Below are 17,616 nucleotides of genomic sequence, written 5' to 3'. Positions count from 1 at the left end.
AGGAAAACTTAAAACGGACTTAATTCTAAACAAAATTTAATAAAAAAAAGCTTAAGAATCATCTCAAGCTTTTTTTCTAATTTTATAAAGTTAACTTTTAGTCCTTAATTAATTTTTTAGTTACGATTCCGTTGTTTGTAGAAATCCTAATTAAATAAATTCCTGATTGTAGTTGACTTGTAAAAATTTGTGTTTTTGTAGTTTTCAATATTTGTTTACCTGTAATATCAAATAGAACAATATCATTTATAATACTTGAATTATATAATTCAATATTTAATTGATTTTTCATTGGGTTTGGTCCTACATATACTTTATATGATTCAAATTCTGAATCACTTAACGTACAACTTTCACTATAACTAATACTTGCATCTTTAACCCAGTCTTCATATATATTTGTACCAGCATTTGCAGCAGATTCATCTATAACGGTAATACACTGTAAATTCGTCATATTATTAGCAATTAAAATATTTAAAACTGAATTCGCTGAAACATCTAAGTTGTTAAGATTAGAATCAGATACATTCAAATAATTTAATATTGTATTATTACTAAGATCTATATTTACAATGTTTGTATTTGCTACACTTATATAGTCTAAAGATGTATTATTACTTACGTCTATATTACTAATGGAAGTATTATAAATATTTAAATACATTAATGCTGTATTGTTAACAAGGTTTAAACTTGAAATAGATGTATTCCACGCATTTAAATTAACTAATGCTAAATTATTACTAATATCTAAACTATTTAGTAGTGCATTTTCAGATACATCTAAGGTTATTAAATCTGTAAAATTTTGTAGTCCTGTTAAATCACTAACACCTTTTGCTCCTAAATCTATAGTAGTTACTGTATTAATATTATTGGTTAATACATAATCATCTAAAACAGTATCATAGCCTTCATCAATTAAATACTGTTCAAAAACATCGTCTGGTATAAAAGTTTGTTGAGAAAAAGAAAAGTTTGAAAAAAGCACACCAAACAATAATGGTGTATAGAGTAGTTTTGTTTTCATAATTTTAAGTTACTTTTTAATAATAGATTATTAGGGAGTACAATTATATATTAAGTTTTATTATTTTATTATAAACCAGTTATTTATCGATAATAATTGTACAAAAAAACATAATATCGGCTTTATTTGTCTCTTATAGTTAATTCTTACAAGACTATATATTCTGATAACTTTACCAATAACTTGTTAATAAGTGTTCACAACTCTTTAAAATTAAAATTAGGTTTATCCACTTATTTTTTCAAACCAAAATACGTTTGAGATATGCAAATTAGTTAGTTGTTTTTTTAAAGCAAGTTATTAAACATCATTTGTAGTGAAATGAACAAGATTTATAAATAAACATATGAGTCATTTGTATTAACATCTGTTATTAACAACTGTTAATAGCTTTTAAAACTCTCTTAAAAATGAACTAGTTATATGTAAACTCAATGTTAACTAAGTATTAAGTAAATCTAATAAGTCACATCTCAAAATAAAACTTCAAAAAGTTATACTAGCTATTAACATACTATAATAACCATTATTTTATTTTTTAAATTTTAAAAGAAAAATGATTATATGTATATATATGTTGATAACATCGTTTTTCATTAATTTAACCTTCTCTAAACACCATTAAAAAATTAAAACGTAACTTTGTAGTAAACTTAATAACCTCTCTTCGCTTTATATTAAGTTTTAAATTAGAATTCCTATCACTTATAGGAAATGAATATGATTACAAATTAAATGACAAAAAAGAAAAAAAAGAAATCTAAAAAAGGGATTTCAAATCATACAAATACTATTCTGGGTATTTTAAAAAAAGACAGAAACAAAACTTTTAATTATAAGCAGATTGCAGCTATACTTGGTGTTAACGATGCTAGTAGCCGAAATCAGATTATAAAAAAGCTTCACCAGCTTAAAGCTAAACAAGAAATTGAAGAAGTAGATCGTGGTAAATTTAAAGTTGTTGTAAATACAGAATATCATACAGGTATTTTAGATTTAGCATCTAAAGGTAACGGTTATATTATTTGCGATGATTTTGAAGAAGATGTATTTATCGCTTCAAACAATATTAATAAAGCTTTAAATGGCGATGAAGTAGAATTTTACGCTTACAAAAGAAAACATAGAGGCAAGCAAGAAGGAGAAATTACCAATATTATTAAACGTGCAAAAACGGAATATGTTGGTACTATTCAAATTCATGAGAAAAAGAATTTTGCTTTTGTTGTACCAGATAGTAACAAAATGTACAAAGATATTTTTGTACCTATCAATAAAATAAACAAAGCAGAAGATGGAGATAAAGTACTTGTATCTCTTGAAGATTGGCCAGAAAGAGCAGATTCTCCCAACGGAAAAGTAATTCAGGTACTAGGAAAACCAGGAGAACACGGTACAGAGATTAATGCTATCATGGCAGAATATGGTTTACCATTAGAATTTCCTCATGAAGTTGAAGCCTATGCTAACAATATTGATTTAGAAATAAAACCCGAAGAAATTGCTAAGCGTAGAGATATGCGTAAAGATTTAACCTTTACCATAGATCCAAAAGATGCTAAAGATTTTGATGATGCCTTATCGTTTACAGTTTTAGATAATGGTTTATATGAAATAGGAATACATATCGCAGATGTATCGCATTATTTACAACCAGGAACGGTTTTAGATGACGAAGCTTACGAGCGTGCAACCTCAATTTATTTAGTAGATCGTGTAGTACCAATGTTACCAGAAATTTTATCTAATGGTGCATGTTCTTTACGTCCACACGAAGAAAAATATACCTTTTCTGCCGTGTTTCAAATGAATGAAAAATGCGAAATTAAAAACGAATGGTTTGGTAGAACTGTAACGTATTCTGATGCACGTTTCGCTTACGAAGAAGCACAGGCTATTATAGAAAATAATCCTGAAATGCCTTCTAAAGCAGCAATTTCAGATATTGATACTACAATTCCTACTGAAGTTTCGTTAACCGGAAAACAATATAAAACATCAAACGATATTGCTTTTGCAGTATTAAAAATGAATGAATTAGCGCGTAAAATGCGAGGTGCTCGTATGCGAGATGGCGCTATTTCGTTTGATAAAGTTGAAGTAAAATTTAATTTAGATGAAGAAGCTAACCCAGTTGGTGTTTTCTTTAAAACGAGTAAAGATGCTAATAAATTAATTGAAGAGTTTATGTTGTTAGCCAACAGAAAGGTTTCAGAGTTTGTTGGTAAACAGAAAAAAACATTTGTATACAGAGTACACGATGAGCCAGATGAATCTAAATTAGCGCAATTACAAACCGTTGTAGCACGTTTTGGACATAAATTAAACTTTAAAGATAAAGGTAGTATTTCATCCTCGTTAAATAATTTACTCAAAGATGTTGTTGGTAAAAAAGAACAGAATTTAGTAGATACGTTAACGATTAGAACCATGTCTAAAGCAGAATATACCACGCATAATATTGGTCATTACGGTTTATCTTTTGACTATTATAGCCACTTTACATCGCCAATTCGTCGTTATCCAGATGTTATGGCACATCGTTTATTACAACGCTATTTAGATGGCGAAAAATCTGCAAATGAAGAGGTGTATGAAGAGCGTTGTAAACATTCTAGTAATATGGAATATTTAGCAACTAAAGCTGAGCGAGATTCTATTAAGTACATGCAAATTCGTTTTATGCAAGATCATCAAGACGAAGAATTTGTTGGTGTTATTTCTGGTGTTACAGATTGGGGAATTTATGTAGAAATTATTTCTAATAAATGTGAAGGTATGGTAAGTGTTAGAGATATGAAAGATGATCACTATCAGTTTGACCAGGATCAATATGCTATGGTTGGTAAAAATTCAGGCGTTGTGTATCAACTTGGAGATGAAGTAATTGTGAAAGTGAAAAATACAGACTTAACTAAGAAACACTTAGATTTTTATATGGTTGGAAAACCTGAAACGGAATAAATAACATGATAGATCATGTTAATACTGAAGAAAAGTTTGTTATTCTGAATTTATTTTAGAATCTGAAACGAGTTCAGATTAACAAATCAATCATTTTTAAACAATTTCTTTATTTTTAGGAATTATTAAACAAACAATTATGATTCTTACCACAACTAACTCAATTGAAAACTATAAAATAATAGATTATTTAGGCATTGTAACAGGTGTTGCTATGAATAAAGAAGCTTTATCTATGGGCTTTAGCATGTCTAAATATTATACTAAAATACAGAATAGTATAGAAGATGTGAAAGAAGAAGCATTTCAAACTTTACAAAATAATGCAGCAAAATTAAATGCAAATGCGGTTGTAGGTATTAAAGTTGAAATAGAACTTACAACACACAATTATGCTATGGTTTCTGTAACAGGAACAGCAGTAAAAGTGGCCGTTTAATTATGAAAACATCTACAAAAGCCAGTATATATATTTTCTTAATCTTCTTAGTAACGTATATGGTTATAAGATTCGGAATCCAACTAGTGTATAGTGATATTAATCGTTATGTATTAACAGGAATTTCTGCATTTTTAACCGTTTTATTATCACCACAAAGGCGCATTGTTAAGAAGCGTTCTGGCGACGAAATTCAATTAAAATGGCTATTTAGTAATAAAGTGATAGTCTTAAAATAAATTTTATAAACATGAAAAATTTTTTCTTTGTAATACTATGTATAGTTGGTTTTACAGCGAATGCTCAAGATTCTATAGAGAAAACTGTAGGTGAGTTTTCAACTTTAAAAGTGTTTGATTTAATCCAAGTAAAAATGATTCAATCAGATGAAAATAAAGTCATTATTTCTGGAAAAAATAAAGAAGACGTAGAAGTTGTTAATAACAATGGAAAATTAAAAATACGCATGAATCTTGAAGAAAGTTATGATGGTAATGATACTGTTGTAGAATTGTATTTTGTTTCTGTAGATGTTATTGATGCTAATGAAGGTGCTTTTGTGATTGTAAAAGATCCTATTAAGCAATTTGAAATAGATTTAAGAGTACAAGAAGGTGCTGGTATTACAGCAAGTTTAGAAACTAGTTATGCTAATATTAGAGCTGTAACTGGTGGAGAAATAAATGTAGCTGGTAGTTCTAAAAATCAAGATATTTCAATTTATACAGGTGGTGTTTATAATGGTAAAGAGTTTATAACCGAAAATACCGAAGTAAGTATAAATGCTGCTGGTGAGGCACATGTAAATGTTTCTGAAATGGTAGATGTTAGAATTAAAGCAGGTGGTGAGGTATTTATTTATGGTGATCCAAAAGAAGTTAAAGAAAATACACTTCTTGGTGGGAGAATAAAACGTATGTAAATTCCTCTTAGTTTCTTACATTTGTGTAAACAGCAGTTTATACATGTTAGACGATATCTTAACAGCCATTCCATTTGGAATAATTTTAGCCTTTACTATAGGTCCTGTTTTTTTTGTTCTACTCGAAACAGGTGCAACCAAAGGCTTTACAAGTGCTGTAATATTTGATTTAGGCGTTATTTTCGCAGATATTGTTTTCATTTTCGTTATATTTTTTAGTACAGACTCTCTTTTAGATAAAATTAAAGATGATCCTAAACTGTTAGTATTTGGTGGCACTTTATTGGTTGTCTATGGTCTTATAAGTTTTATTAAAACATCTAAATCTTTCCGATCTATTGTTAGAGAGCATCATAGAATTGAGCTTCCAAAGAAAGATTACGGTAAACTTTTTATTAAAGGTTTTTTACTCAATTTTATTAATATTGGTGTATTACTAGGTTGGCTAGGTTTTATTGTAATTGGTACATCTATTACAACTTCAGATAATGGTGTAACCATCTTTATTACTACGATGTTAATTTCTTACTTTTTGGCAGATTTGGTAAAAATAGCAGCTGCAAAACGGCTACGAAATAAGTTAACACCAAGACGTATCTTTAAGACTAAAAAAATCGTGTCATTAGTCATTTTAATCTTCGGAATATTTCTATTGGTTCAAGGGCTTTTTCCTAAAGTTTATGAGAAAAGTATTAAGCAGATTGAGAAGGTAAATCCTATGCAGTAAATACGATGTTTATATGAATTCAAAAATTCTAACATTTCCACTACGATTAGCTGTAATTGTTTTAATTTTTGGAGCCTTATTCAAAATTATGCACTGGCCTTATGCAACGCAATTAATGTTAATTAGTGGAGTTTCAATGGGTCTTTTATATAGTATTCGTTTTATAAAAAAAGCAGATAAATCTAGGCTAGATTATATAAAGTTGAGTCTAATCTTACTCTGGGTTTTTAGTTATTTAGTTAAAGCTTTTCGCATATTTTATCTTCCATATGTTTTTGAATTTCTATTAGCTATTCTCTTTATCTATTGGTTTTCTATTGAAGGCATAGATTATCTTAAAAACAGAAAATACAGGAAGAATTCTTTTTTAAAAGCTTTATATTTCTTGTTAATTGCTTTGACAATTTTTGCTTTATTTTTTGGAATACTTTTTAAAATTCAACATTGGCCTTATGGTTCATTATTATTTACAATCGGTGTTTTATTATTAAGTATTCTGTTGCTATTTGATTATTTAATAATTGATAGAAAACACAGTTAATAGCATCATTACAAAATATCACATAAATAAAAAGGCTTCTAAATAAAAATTAGAAGCCTTCGTAATTAAGTTAACCTTGATATTAAAGATTATTTTCTAATAATGTTTGTAGTGATTTTGTTCTTTCCGCTACGTTATGAACATTAGAAGTTGGTTTATGATCTAAAGTTAAGGTGTTATTATCAAAACTTGCCCAAGTATTTGAGCTAGAATTTCCTGCTTCATTTTTAATGATAATGGTTTCTAATTCATCGTTTAAGGCTTCTTTTCCCATGTCGTCTTGGCAAATTGATTTTAAAGAATTAACTAAAGGTTCAAAATAAACAGGAGGCCAGGCCTTATTGTATAAATGACTCATTCCGTCAGTAGATAATGTTTTCCAATCTACATTTACTGCAATATCTTTTCCGACGATATCCTTAATTTCTTTTAAAATAGTTTCAAATTCATTGGCTTCAAATGCTTTTGCTACTCGTTTTTCTGCTAATCCCATAATGTCTATATTTTTTTGATTTATAATTTAGATTCTAAAACAACTCTTAATTGCGTCTTAAAATCGGTTTTAAACTTGGTTTTAAAATTTATGTGTATGTTGATGGTATCGTTTATTTTAGTTAGCTCTAGAGCTGTGTTATCCTCAGGTTTAATAACTAATAGTTTCAAAGAATTTAGTGCTTGGTGACCTAAATCATCTTTAGAAATAGTGTTTAATATGTCTTTTAAAACTTTAATAAATACTTCGAATTGATATTTTTCAAGTTCAGTTTTAAGATTATTTATTATAAGTTTTGAGTTAAGTTCAAAATCATATAACTTTTCTATGATGTCTTTTTCTTGTTTAAATAAACGTTTTAGTTCTAATGATGTAGAAACTTTTGTGTTACTAAGATCCATGTGGTCCTCATTAGTAAGAAACTCAATATTATGCGTTGATGAATTGAGCTCAACATGATTTAATAAATTAATATTTATGTAGATTAAAGATGCTTTGCATTGGAGTAATACTACCTTTTCTGTTTTATTAATATCAATAGGAATTCCTTCTTTTATTGAACCGTTAGAAAAGTGAATACTTGTAGAAATTTTGAGAGTATTTTTTTCTAACGATTTGTTGTAGAAAATAATTTTTTCTAAAATTTTTTGTGGACTTATCAAGGTTATGTTATCCAAATTCATGGTATTCAATAAGGGCTTATTAGTATTAAATTCTATGGTTCAAAATTACTAGAGATTGTAACCCTGAACTACCCTGTTTTCCGTGAAATTGCTTTGGTATTTTATAGCTAATACCTAATTTATAAGGTTTTATAAGTAGAAGTAAATAGGTTGTATAAAGGCTTTTTAATGAAAAAAATTAACTTTATAAGAAAGTACGTTTAAGCTTAGTTTAATAAATGAAAATGAAAAAAGAGATACTGAGAAGTGTCTCTTTCTTGAGGTGTTTTGATCTACAGGTTTAGTAAGAACCGCGTACCTATTATTGCAAATTTTATTAAAATTTAAAAAATAAAAAAGCCTCTAAGAGAACTTAGAAGCTTTTTGAGGTGTCGAGCGGATTCGAACCGCTGTAGATGGTGTTGCAGACCACTGCCTAGCCACTCGGCCACGACACCCTAAATTCTTTTGAAAAAAAGGAATCTCATTAATAACTAACGAGAGCGCAAATATATAAATTATATACTTTTTAAGCTAAATAGCTTCACTTTTTTCGATTCTGATTCATTTTTATCGTAACCATCTCAACATCACCACCAATTGGTGGATTAATTTTACTTACCGCAACTGTGGCTTTTGTAATTATTGAAGAATCTTTAAAAACACGATCTAAAATCCGTTGAGCTACTGTTTCTAATAACTTAGAAGGTATTGCCATTTCTTCACGTACTACTTTGTTTAAAAACACATAATCTACTGTATCACTTAAGTCATCAGATTTAGATGATTTTTTTAAGTCAGCTTTGACTTCTATATCTACTCTATAATCACTACCAATAGCCGTTTCTTCTTTTAAACAACCATGATTAGCAAATATGCGTATGTTTTCAACTTTTATTATTCCCATGATTCAAAAGTAATATTTCTTGATGAATTTTGGTCACTGTTCGCAACTGAAGTAACATACATGAGAAATGGTTAAAATCGTAATTGTTGAATAAAAACAAAATTTTTATCAGTTATCACTAAATAGGTCTTTGTTCTTTGTTCTAAAAGCGAAGCGGTCTTAAGTCTATATTCATAAACCGACTAACTTAATTCGTAAACAAATCAAAAACATTACTCAATGCGCTAGTCTTTGCTTTATAAAATTCTGTATAACTACACTTTTTACAAGTTACTGAGCTGAATTTTTTATTCTGAATATCAAATATTTTAGACCATCGTCCACCAGTTGCTCTCATTTCGTCAACTTCATAAGTTGTATTGTCGCATTTTGGGCAGATATAATTCATAATTTTCTATAAGTTTTGATTCATACTATCAGTCTAAAAAGATAAATAAATGTTACATTTTGCTTAATTTTACCAACTGGAATAATGATGTTGATGTTTAGAGTTATGTATATAAGATTTACCTAACAGCTAATAGTCAACAGCTAATACCTTAAACATGTCAGAAGAAATAAAAGCCCTCAATTTTATTGAGCATATAATAGAAGAAGATTTAGCGAATGGTTTACCAAAAGAAAAGCTTCGTTTTCGTTTTCCGCCAGAACCAAATGGATATTTACACATTGGTCATACCAAAGCTATTGGTATAAGTTTTGGGTTAGGAGAGAAGTACAATGCACCTGTTAATTTAAGGTTCGATGATACTAATCCTGCTAAGGAAGAACAAGAATATGTAGATGCTATAAAAAAAGACATTGCTTGGTTAGGTTATAAATGGGAAAATGAATTGTACTCATCAGATTACTTTCAGAAGTTATACGATTGGGCAGTTTTAATGATAAAAGATGGAAAAGCTTATGTAGATTCTCAATCTTCAGAAGTCATGGCTGAGCAAAAGGGAACACCAACTCAGGTAGGTACAAATAGCCCTTATAGAGACCGAAGTGTTGAAGAAAATTTGGAATTATTTGAAGGTATGAAAGCCGGAAAATTTCCTGCTGGTACACATCTATTGCGTGCCAAAATAGACATGGAAGATCCAAATATGTTAATGAGAGATCCTATTATGTATCGTATTATGTACGCACATCATCACAGAACTGGAGATGATTGGTGTATTTATCCAATGTATGATTGGACGCATGGTGAAAGTGATTACTTAGAACAGATTTCGCACTCATTATGTTCTTTAGAATTTAAACCTCATAGAAAACTTTACGATTGGTTTAAGGATAATGTTTATGAATACAGTAAAGAAAACTATCCATTAGCACCAAAACAGCTTGAATTTGCTAGACTAAATTTAAGTTACACCATTATGAGTAAGCGTAAATTATTACGTTTAGTAGAAGAGGGTGTAGTTTCTGGTTGGGACGATCCACGTATGCCAACAATATCTGGTTTGCGTCGTCGTGGTTACACACCAAATTCTATTAGAAAATTCATAGAAAAAGTAGGTGTTGCTAAGCGCGAAAACGTCATTGATGTGTCACTATTAGAATTCTGTATTCGTGAAGATTTAAATAAAACAGCCAATAGAGTCATGGCGGTTTTAGATCCAGTAAAAGTGGTAATTACTAATTATCCTAAAGATAAAGAAGAATGGTTAGAAGCCGAAAATAACCAAGAAGATGATTCAGCCGGATTCAGAAAAGTTCCATTTTCTAGAGAAATCTATATTGAAAGAGAAGATTTTAAAGAAGAAGCCGGAAACAAATTTTTTAGATTGAAACTAGGAGGTGAAGTAAGATTAAAAAATGCTTACATCATTAAAGCTAATGAGGTTAGAAAAGACCAAAACGGAGATATTTTAGAAATACAGTGTACTTATGATGAGGATACGTCTAAAAAGGTAAAAGGTACTTTGCATTGGGTTTCAGTAAAACATGCTATAACTGCAGAAATTAGAGAATATGATCGTTTATTTAATGACGAAGCTCCAGACAGTCATGGCGAAAAGGATTTTATGGAATTTATTAACCCAAATTCTTTAACCGTAAAAACAGGGTATTTAGAACCAAGTTTAGCAGAAGCGAAAGTAGGAGAGCAGTTTCAGTTTCAACGTTTAGGCTATTTTAATGTAGATGATGATTCCACACCAGAAAAATTAGTATTTAATAAAACGGTTGGTTTAAGAGATAGTTGGTCAAAACAAAAGCCTAAGCCTCAAAATAACCAAAACCAAAATAAACCTAATCCGCAACAACAAAAACGTTCTGCGATTAGTGTTATTCAACAATTTGGTAAGAAATACACAAAATTCCCTGAAGAAAAACAATTAAAAGCTAAAGCTGAAATACAAGTGTTGGCTAAAGATGTGTCTTATGATGATTTAGAGCCGTTATTTGGCACTGCAGTAAAAAAAGCAGGTACACGTATAGTTGTTTTAATTGCGTTAAAAGAGTTGCTTAAAAATGGCTTAGAAAAAAATGAAGCGATTACTGAATTTATTGAGAAGGCTAAGGAAGACAAAAATGACATTTTAGTTGCGGAAGCTTCTGATATTTAACAGTTTATTGAGATAGTTTGGTTCAGATTATTTGTAACTTATGATAAACATTATAAATTATGAAAGAATCACAGAAAATATTAACTGAAATTTCAACAGTAACCAGAGATATAGAAGATAATTATCCAGAACTTCAGAAACATTTAGATGAAACACGAAGCACTTTACCACAAGGTTCAAATAATAGTGCAAGTATAAATGATACCGATTTAAAAAATTATCTCAACGAATTAAAAACGATTAGAGATAAATATATAGAAGAACACTAAGTCAATTTCAAATATAAAAAACCTCATAATCAGTAATTATGAGGTTTTTTTATTTGTATAAATTTTAAATTAAATTTCCTCTACTTGTACATCGTCTTCAGGAATTTCTAAACTTGTTTCAAAATTTGGAACAATCTTATTTACTAACACTTCATTTTTTAATTGTTTAGCTTCTACAAACCACCAATAGTTATCAACATCATTGTAAATACCAACAAAATGAATTGTAGATTTTACACGTTGACCAGACATAGTCATTTCTGTATAACCCGTCATTATGCATCGCGATTGGCCTTGCTCTTTAATAATTTTTGAAACATTAATTACATCTGCTTTTTCAATAACTAAACCTTGTGCTTTTGCACCTTCCATTGTAGATTTTAAAACTTGTAGAGCGGCTTCTTTTCCGCCCATCATATCTAGTACAGCAGGTAGTGTATGTTTTACTACGGTATCAAAATCCAAATCTAAATTAGCTTTTATGGCTGCTGTAGCATCGTTTAATGCGCTTTCTTTAGTTTGAGAAAATGAAACTGTACTTATTGCTATTATTATTAGTAATAGAATTTTTTTTAGTTTATTCATCATCCTTCTTTTTATTTAATTTTTTTGCTTTCATAGCTTCACCTATTTGATTACTAGCTGTAAAACTAGCTACCATGTCATTTAACATTTGACTACCAGCTTGAGGAGAATTAGGTAATAAGATTAAGTTACTATTTGTTTCTTGCCCAATAGATTGCAAGGTATCATAATGTTGTGTCACAACTATAAGAGCAGATGCTTCTTGTGAGTTAATACCAACTCTGTTTAATACATCTACAGACTCTTCTAATCCACGTGCAATCTCACGTCTTTGGTCTGCAATACCTTGTCCTTGTAAACGCTTACTCTCAGCTTCAGCTTTTGCTTTTTCTACTATTAAAATTCTTGCCGCATCACCTTCAAATTGTGCAGCTGTTTTTTCTCTATCTGCAGCATTAATTCTGTTCATAGCAGCTTTTACTTGTGCATCTGGATCAATATCTGTTACTAAAGTTTTAATAATGTCATAACCATATTCCATCATGGCATCATTTAATTCAGATTTTACAGCAATGGCCACATCATCTTTACGTACAAAAACGTCATCTAATTTCATTTTTGGCACTTCAGCACGTACCACATCAAATACATAAGATGTAATTTGATCATGAGGATAATCTAATTTATAAAAGGCATCATATACCTTATCTCTAATTACTTTGTATTGTACAGAAACCTTAAGACGAACGAATACATCATCTAAAGTCTTCGTTTCAATAATAACGTCTAATTGTTGAATTTTAAGACTTAATTTTCCCGCTACTTTATCAATTAATGGAATTTTTAGTTGCAAACCAGAATGTCTAATACTTTGAAATTTCCCAAAGCGTTCAATAATAGCTGAGGTTTGTTGTTTTACCACAAAGAATGATGAAATTAAAACAACGACAGCAAAAAAGATAATTGGAATAAAAATAAATTGACCCATAACACGTTTTTTAAAAGTTAAATAATACGAGACTTTAAAAGTAAGTAATATTAAATAATTTTACCTACGTTTGTTTATATCAGCTTTTATATCAGCATGAAAAATTTAAAATCTATTCTATTAGTCGTCATTTGTATCACTTTTGTTACAACCGGATTTGCACAACGAAAAAATTATAAAATTAAAAACGGTATTGGTCTTCAAGGTGGTGTTACCCAATTTGATATTTTAACCGATAATTTTGAAACAAAAGCCAATACTGGTTATATTGGAGGTATGTCTGCTTCTGTAGATTTACCCAATAAATGGTATAATGTGAGTTATAATATGCAATTATCTCAAAACCACATTGATATTAGTGCATCTAAAGTTGGGCTTTTAACGAGTGAATTTGTGGAGTATAAAATGTTCACCGCAGATGTTTCGTTTTTATTTCATATTAAATTAATTAGTAATAATATTACTTTAGATGTTGGACCAATGCTTCAATATAATAGTGAATTAGAGCTAAAAGACGATTCTAAAGAAGGTTATATCTTAACTGGTTATAACAATTTGTTTACAGAAGATATTAGAGAAATTTCAAATTTTAACGTCAATGGAACAGTTGGTTTAACCTTTGGTGTAAGACGTTTCTTTATTAGAGCACAATACATATATGGTTTTACAAATATGTTGGGTAAATTGAATGATCAAGATTTTAATATCTCAAGTGACGAAAAATTTAAAGGAAATCAATCACTAATGGCTTTAACTTTAAATATTACGCTATAGATTTTTTGTTATTCATTATAAGTTGGAATGAGCGAAGGGTAATCTAATTAATTGGTAATTAGTTGAATACTCTACTGTTTCAACAATTGATCAATAGCTAAATCTAGTTTTTCAACTTCCATTTCAATAGGCAATATACTATCTGTCTTAAATAGCTTTTCTTTCGAAGTATAGCCAATAAAATAGCGCCAACCTTCTGAGCGTAATTCACGTCTTTTAAGAACCAAATTATATAGCGAATCTGCTTCTAAATGTTCAATTTCAGCAATAGGATTTTCAATAGAAATTTCAGGATATAAATCCTTCAAAATTTTCTGAGCCATATAAAAATGTCCAATATTATTAGGATGAACACCATCTGGTATAAACGTAGAATCTGATTTTATGCTTTTCATTGCTGTTAACATAGAATCTAGATGATGATGTAAATCCACAACTTTAAGTTCTTCCGTTTCTATACTTAATAACCAATTAGAATAGGCTTCTAAAACATTATTATATTTAAAATACGGATGCCAATATTCATATGTTTCGTTTTCTTTTGATAAACGATCAGAAATAGGGTTTGGATCAAAAACAGTTGGTGTCATTAAAATTAATTTTGCATTAATAGCTGCAGCCTTTGTTTTCAATTCTAAAATTCCATCTTTGTAGGCTTCAAATCGAAGGCTATCTAATGGCGAATAATTACCATCATTCATACCATAGCAAGCAATTACTAAGTCAGGTTTAATTTCGCTAAGAGCATTATCCAATCTTTTTCTAACATTTGGTCTAGGAAATTCTCGACCAATTTCTGTAGTTCCAGAAATAGTTTCGCCAGATAAACCAATACTAATGATATCTAAGGGATTATTAGGGTATTGTTTTCTGATGTAATATTCTAAAAAATCAACGTATCGACCATTTTGTGTAATGCTATTTCCTAAAATTAGTACACGTTTTTCGTTTAAGACTAAATCTATTTTATCCGCTGAAAAGTCAGCTTTTTTTTCCTTTTTACAAGAGATTAAAAAACCCGTAATCAGTATTAGAATAAAAAAATGAGACTTCATAATTTTGATGTTTTAGACCTGTCAGGTTTTTAAAACCTGACAGGTCTAAGTTATATTAAATATTTTTAATCAAATTCTCAATACGTTTCACGGTTTCAGCTTTACCAATCATATACATAATATCAAAAACATCTGGTCCTTGTAAAGCACCAACTAAAGCGAGTCTTAAAGGCATCATTACTTTACCAAACCCAATCTCATTATCGGTAATCCAACCTTTAATGTTAGTTTGAAGGTTTACAACCGTAAAATCTTCAGTAGCATTAACCAATTCTATAACCTTAGTCATAATATCTGCTGTACCTTCTTTCAATGCTTTTTTAGAAGCTTTTTCATCATAAGCTTTTGGCGCTGTAAAAAAGAAATGACTCAAATCCCAAAAATCTGAAACAAACGTTGCGCGTTCTTTTATTAAGCCAACACATAAAGCAATGTAATTAACATCAATGTCTGCTAATTCTGCTTTGGAAGCTTTAAATTGTTCGGCTAAATCTAAATCTAGTTGTTGTTGCATGTATTGATGATTAAACCACTTCGTTTTATCTGGATCAAAACGTGCACCAGCTTTATTGACTCTAGCTAAATCAAAATCTGCAATCATTTGTTCTAAGCTAAAAATCTCTTGTTCTGTTCCAGGATTCCATCCTAAAAAGGCTAAGAAATTGACAACTGCCTCTGGGAAATAACCATCTTCTTTATAGCCTCTAGAAACGGTGCCGTCTGGAGCTGTATATTCTAATGGAAATACTGGGAATCCCATTTTATCACCATCACGTTTGCTTAGTTTACCTTTTCCTGTTGGTTTTAAAATCAATGGTAAATGCGCGAATTCTGGCGCTTCCCAACCAAAAGCATCATATAATAATTTGTGTAATGCTAAAGATGGTAACCATTCTTCGCCACGAATCACATGTGTAATTTCCATTAAATGGTCATCTACAATATTCGCTAAATGATAGGTAGGCATACCATCACTTTTAAATAAAATTTTATCGTCTAAAACATTAGTATCAATCTTAATATTCCCACGAATAATATCCGTTAAATGCAACGTTTCATCTTGAGGCGATTTAAAACGAATCACAAAATGATCACCTGCTTCAATTTTAGCTTTAGTTTCTTCTTCAGTTAACACTAAAGAATTAACCAAACGTCCTTTTTCACGATTGTGCCAATTATAAATAAAGGTTTTGCCTTCGGCTTCGTGGCCTTTTCGTTCGGCATCTAATTGTTCAGCAGTATCAAAAGCATAATAGGCTTTGCCATTTGCAATTAATTCATCAGCATATTGTTTGTACAAATGTTTGCGTTCACTTTGTCTGTATGGACCAAATTTTTCGTTTTTTCCTGGACCTTCGTCAAACGACATACCACACCAGTCTAATGATTTAACAATATAATCTTCAGCACCTTCTACAAAACGATTTTGGTCTGTATCTTCAATTCTTAATACAAAATCGCCACCATGTTTTTTGGCAAATAAATAGTTGAATAAAGCAGTTCTTACACCACCAATATGTAAAGGTCCTGTTGGACTAGGTGCAAAACGCACACGTACTTTTTTAGACATAACGGAAAATAGAAATAGTTTGTCATTCTGAATTTATTTCAGAATCTCGCGCAAAGATAGTTTGATAGAATTTTAGAACAAAGAAAATAAGCAGTTGTTAAGTTTTGCCGTATTTAACAGTTAATTCTTCTATATTAACAGAATCTTATTAGTTGTCAACTATTTTCGATTAAAATAAATTTGTAGTTTAGTCAGTTAAAGGTAATATAGAGTGTAGTTTAACATTTTGTATTTTACAATTGAACCCATGAAAAAGCTTTTAGTAATACTATCAATAATTACTGTTTTTATCTCGTGTAAGAATGAAGTGAAAGAAGCAGAAGTAAAAGAAGAAACTGAAATCTTTGAAGAAGTTACTTATCAAGACATAAAGCACGATGATTACGAATTAAGCAAACCAGTTAAAAACATAGAAGCGACATTAGTTCTTTTTGGAGGTTTTCCAGAAACGGCTAAAGACGTAAAACGGGAATTTAAAATTCTTGAAAAGGCTAAAAACAATGACGTTGCTGTTTTGTTTATGAATTATAACAGAAAGTTATGGCTCGGAAAAAGTGAATTAGAAGAACTAACTAAAGATCTTAAAACCATTTTCAATGAGCATAATTTACCTGAAGATAATATGTTTATAGGTGGATTTTCAAGTGGCGGAAATATGGCACTTTTAATAAGCGATTACATGACTAATGGAAATTCTAATTTAGTTCCAGAAGGTGTTTTTATTGTTGATTCGCCTATTGATTTGGTAGCTCTATATAAGACTTCTGAAAAAAACTTAAAACGTAATTTGTCTAATTCTACAATGGAAGAGAGCACGTGGATACTAGAAACTTTAAGTAAAGAATTTGGCAATCCTCATAAAAACCTTTCTAACTATGAAGCGTTTGCTGTATTTACATCAGAAACGAATAATTTTGACAATATCGAGAACTTAAAAAACACAAGAATTAGACTTTATACAGAACCAGATACACTTTGGTGGAAAGAAAGAACAATGGCTAAATATGATGAAATGAATGCATATTATATTAAAAGTCTATCTGAATCTTTGAAGAATTTTGGGTTTAAAGATGTACAGTATATTGCAACAAAAAATAAAGGTTACCGTTCTAACGGAGATCGCCATCCTCACAGTTGGTCTATTGTTGATAAAGATAATTTGATAGACTGGATTTTAAAAGAAGAATTATAA

At 29.8% G+C, this 17,616-nt stretch carries 19 protein-coding genes and 1 tRNA gene; 10 read left to right on the top strand and 10 right to left on the bottom strand.

Going from position 1 to position 17,616, the window contains the following annotated elements; all coding sequences use genetic code 11:
* Positions 1-97 precede the first annotated feature (97 nt).
* Positions 98-1,033: a T9SS type A sorting domain-containing protein gene (locus Q0891_RS00990; protein WP_299098193.1), complete on the bottom strand. Its 936-nt coding sequence runs from the start codon at positions 1,031-1,033 to the stop codon at positions 98-100.
* Between the two features lie 735 nt (positions 1,034-1,768).
* On the opposite strand from Q0891_RS00990, the gene Q0891_RS00985 reads away from it, so the two are divergent.
* From Q0891_RS00985 to Q0891_RS00960, 6 genes are all read left to right on the top strand, one after another.
* Positions 1,769-3,997 carry an RNB domain-containing ribonuclease gene (locus Q0891_RS00985; protein ID WP_299098192.1) on the top strand — a complete coding sequence of 743 codons (2,229 nt, stop codon included), beginning with the start codon at positions 1,769-1,771 and terminating at the stop codon, positions 3,995-3,997.
* Between the two features lie 139 nt (positions 3,998-4,136).
* A complete protein-coding gene (locus tag Q0891_RS00980) occupies positions 4,137-4,436 on the top strand; it encodes a heavy metal-binding domain-containing protein (protein ID WP_299098191.1) in 300 nt (99 codons plus the stop codon).
* A 2-nt stretch (positions 4,437-4,438) separates the two neighbouring features.
* Entirely contained in the window at positions 4,439-4,675 is a 237-nt protein-coding gene (locus Q0891_RS00975) for a hypothetical protein (protein ID WP_299098190.1), read from the top strand.
* Positions 4,676-4,686: 11 nt separating this feature from the next.
* A complete protein-coding gene (locus Q0891_RS00970; protein WP_299098189.1) occupies positions 4,687-5,358 on the top strand; it encodes a head GIN domain-containing protein in 672 nt (223 codons plus the stop codon).
* Between the two features lie 43 nt (positions 5,359-5,401).
* Positions 5,402-6,085 (top strand): LysE family transporter, encoded by a 684-nt coding sequence (locus Q0891_RS00965; RefSeq protein ID WP_299098188.1) that lies wholly within the window; start codon positions 5,402-5,404, stop codon positions 6,083-6,085.
* Between the two features lie 13 nt (positions 6,086-6,098).
* The gene (locus Q0891_RS00960) at positions 6,099-6,626 is read left to right on the top strand and encodes a hypothetical protein (protein ID WP_299098187.1); all 528 of its coding nucleotides are present in this window, start codon (positions 6,099-6,101) and stop codon (positions 6,624-6,626) included.
* An 82-nt stretch (positions 6,627-6,708) separates the two neighbouring features.
* On the opposite strand, the gene Q0891_RS00955 is transcribed toward Q0891_RS00960, so the two are convergent.
* The 5 genes from Q0891_RS00955 to Q0891_RS00935 form a co-directional block, all read right to left on the bottom strand.
* Positions 6,709-7,119 carry a hypothetical protein gene (locus Q0891_RS00955; protein WP_299098186.1) on the bottom strand — a complete coding sequence of 137 codons (411 nt, stop codon included), beginning with the start codon at positions 7,117-7,119 and terminating at the stop codon, positions 6,709-6,711.
* A gap of 20 nt (positions 7,120-7,139) precedes the next feature.
* Positions 7,140-7,802 carry a hypothetical protein gene (locus Q0891_RS00950; RefSeq protein WP_299098185.1) on the bottom strand — a complete coding sequence of 221 codons (663 nt, stop codon included), beginning with the start codon at positions 7,800-7,802 and terminating at the stop codon, positions 7,140-7,142.
* Positions 7,803-8,168: 366 nt separating this feature from the next.
* Positions 8,169-8,239, bottom strand: a tRNA-Cys gene (locus Q0891_RS00945).
* 86 nt (positions 8,240-8,325) lie between these two features.
* Entirely contained in the window at positions 8,326-8,688 is a 363-nt protein-coding gene (folB, locus tag Q0891_RS00940; protein ID WP_299098184.1) for a dihydroneopterin aldolase, read from the bottom strand.
* A gap of 187 nt (positions 8,689-8,875) precedes the next feature.
* Positions 8,876-9,076, bottom strand: coding sequence for a zinc ribbon domain-containing protein (locus tag Q0891_RS00935; protein ID WP_299098183.1), 201 nt, complete (start codon positions 9,074-9,076; stop codon positions 8,876-8,878).
* A gap of 157 nt (positions 9,077-9,233) precedes the next feature.
* Here Q0891_RS00935 and Q0891_RS00930 point away from each other — a divergent pair, with 157 nt between their 5' ends.
* Complete coding sequence (locus Q0891_RS00930) at positions 9,234-11,243, top strand: glutamine--tRNA ligase/YqeY domain fusion protein (RefSeq protein ID WP_299098182.1); 2,010 nt, start codon at positions 9,234-9,236, stop codon at positions 11,241-11,243.
* Between the two features lie 59 nt (positions 11,244-11,302).
* Positions 11,303-11,512 (top strand): hypothetical protein, encoded by a 210-nt coding sequence (locus Q0891_RS00925; protein WP_299098181.1) that lies wholly within the window; start codon positions 11,303-11,305, stop codon positions 11,510-11,512.
* Between the two features lie 69 nt (positions 11,513-11,581).
* Here Q0891_RS00925 and Q0891_RS00920 read toward each other — a convergent pair whose 3' ends face one another.
* Positions 11,582-12,097 carry a hypothetical protein gene (locus tag Q0891_RS00920; protein ID WP_299098180.1) on the bottom strand — a complete coding sequence of 172 codons (516 nt, stop codon included), beginning with the start codon at positions 12,095-12,097 and terminating at the stop codon, positions 11,582-11,584.
* The gene (locus Q0891_RS00915; RefSeq protein WP_299098179.1) at positions 12,090-13,025 is read right to left on the bottom strand and encodes an SPFH domain-containing protein; all 936 of its coding nucleotides are present in this window, start codon (positions 13,023-13,025) and stop codon (positions 12,090-12,092) included. The genes Q0891_RS00920 and Q0891_RS00915 overlap by 8 nt, the downstream gene beginning before the upstream one ends.
* Before the next feature lie 96 nt (positions 13,026-13,121).
* On the opposite strand from Q0891_RS00915, the gene Q0891_RS00910 reads away from it, so the two are divergent.
* Positions 13,122-13,799 (top strand): hypothetical protein, encoded by a 678-nt coding sequence (locus tag Q0891_RS00910; RefSeq protein ID WP_299098178.1) that lies wholly within the window; start codon positions 13,122-13,124, stop codon positions 13,797-13,799.
* 71 nt (positions 13,800-13,870) lie between these two features.
* Here the strand turns inward: Q0891_RS00910 and Q0891_RS00905 are convergent, their stop codons facing one another.
* The gene (locus tag Q0891_RS00905) at positions 13,871-14,854 is read right to left on the bottom strand and encodes an SGNH/GDSL hydrolase family protein (protein ID WP_299098177.1); all 984 of its coding nucleotides are present in this window, start codon (positions 14,852-14,854) and stop codon (positions 13,871-13,873) included.
* A gap of 55 nt (positions 14,855-14,909) precedes the next feature.
* The gene (gltX, locus tag Q0891_RS00900; RefSeq protein ID WP_299098176.1) at positions 14,910-16,424 is read right to left on the bottom strand and encodes a glutamate--tRNA ligase; all 1,515 of its coding nucleotides are present in this window, start codon (positions 16,422-16,424) and stop codon (positions 14,910-14,912) included.
* A 247-nt stretch (positions 16,425-16,671) separates the two neighbouring features.
* Between gltX and Q0891_RS00895 the strand changes: the two genes are divergently transcribed.
* Positions 16,672-17,616: a hypothetical protein gene (locus Q0891_RS00895; protein ID WP_299098175.1), complete on the top strand. Its 945-nt coding sequence runs from the start codon at positions 16,672-16,674 to the stop codon at positions 17,614-17,616.

The sequence above is a fragment of the uncultured Winogradskyella sp. genome (assembly GCF_947498005.1).
Lineage (GTDB): Bacteria > Bacteroidota > Bacteroidia > Flavobacteriales > Flavobacteriaceae > Winogradskyella.
The sequence above is the reverse complement of the archived record's forward strand: the minus strand, read 5'-3'. Positions and strand labels throughout refer to the sequence as shown.

Coding starts and splice junctions, on each gene's coding strand:
- Q0891_RS00990 (WP_299098193.1), bottom strand. CDS start 1,033: ATGAAAACAAAACTACTCTATACACCATTATTGTTTGGTGTGCTTTTT.
- Q0891_RS00985 (WP_299098192.1), top strand. CDS start 1,769: ATGACAAAAAAGAAAAAAAAGAAATCTAAAAAAGGGATTTCAAATCAT.
- Q0891_RS00980 (WP_299098191.1), top strand. CDS start 4,137: ATGATTCTTACCACAACTAACTCAATTGAAAACTATAAAATAATAGAT.
- Q0891_RS00975 (WP_299098190.1), top strand. CDS start 4,439: ATGAAAACATCTACAAAAGCCAGTATATATATTTTCTTAATCTTCTTA.
- Q0891_RS00970 (WP_299098189.1), top strand. CDS start 4,687: ATGAAAAATTTTTTCTTTGTAATACTATGTATAGTTGGTTTTACAGCG.
- Q0891_RS00965 (WP_299098188.1), top strand. CDS start 5,402: ATGTTAGACGATATCTTAACAGCCATTCCATTTGGAATAATTTTAGCC.
- Q0891_RS00960 (WP_299098187.1), top strand. CDS start 6,099: ATGAATTCAAAAATTCTAACATTTCCACTACGATTAGCTGTAATTGTT.
- Q0891_RS00955 (WP_299098186.1), bottom strand. CDS start 7,119: ATGGGATTAGCAGAAAAACGAGTAGCAAAAGCATTTGAAGCCAATGAA.
- Q0891_RS00950 (WP_299098185.1), bottom strand. CDS start 7,802: ATGAATTTGGATAACATAACCTTGATAAGTCCACAAAAAATTTTAGAA.
- folB (WP_299098184.1), bottom strand. CDS start 8,688: ATGGGAATAATAAAAGTTGAAAACATACGCATATTTGCTAATCATGGT.
- Q0891_RS00935 (WP_299098183.1), bottom strand. CDS start 9,076: ATGAATTATATCTGCCCAAAATGCGACAATACAACTTATGAAGTTGAC.
- Q0891_RS00930 (WP_299098182.1), top strand. CDS start 9,234: ATGTCAGAAGAAATAAAAGCCCTCAATTTTATTGAGCATATAATAGAA.
- Q0891_RS00925 (WP_299098181.1), top strand. CDS start 11,303: ATGAAAGAATCACAGAAAATATTAACTGAAATTTCAACAGTAACCAGA.
- Q0891_RS00920 (WP_299098180.1), bottom strand. CDS start 12,097: ATGAATAAACTAAAAAAAATTCTATTACTAATAATAATAGCAATAAGT.
- Q0891_RS00915 (WP_299098179.1), bottom strand. CDS start 13,025: ATGGGTCAATTTATTTTTATTCCAATTATCTTTTTTGCTGTCGTTGTT.
- Q0891_RS00910 (WP_299098178.1), top strand. CDS start 13,122: ATGAAAAATTTAAAATCTATTCTATTAGTCGTCATTTGTATCACTTTT.
- Q0891_RS00905 (WP_299098177.1), bottom strand. CDS start 14,854: ATGAAGTCTCATTTTTTTATTCTAATACTGATTACGGGTTTTTTAATC.
- gltX (WP_299098176.1), bottom strand. CDS start 16,424: ATGTCTAAAAAAGTACGTGTGCGTTTTGCACCTAGTCCAACAGGACCT.
- Q0891_RS00895 (WP_299098175.1), top strand. CDS start 16,672: ATGAAAAAGCTTTTAGTAATACTATCAATAATTACTGTTTTTATCTCG.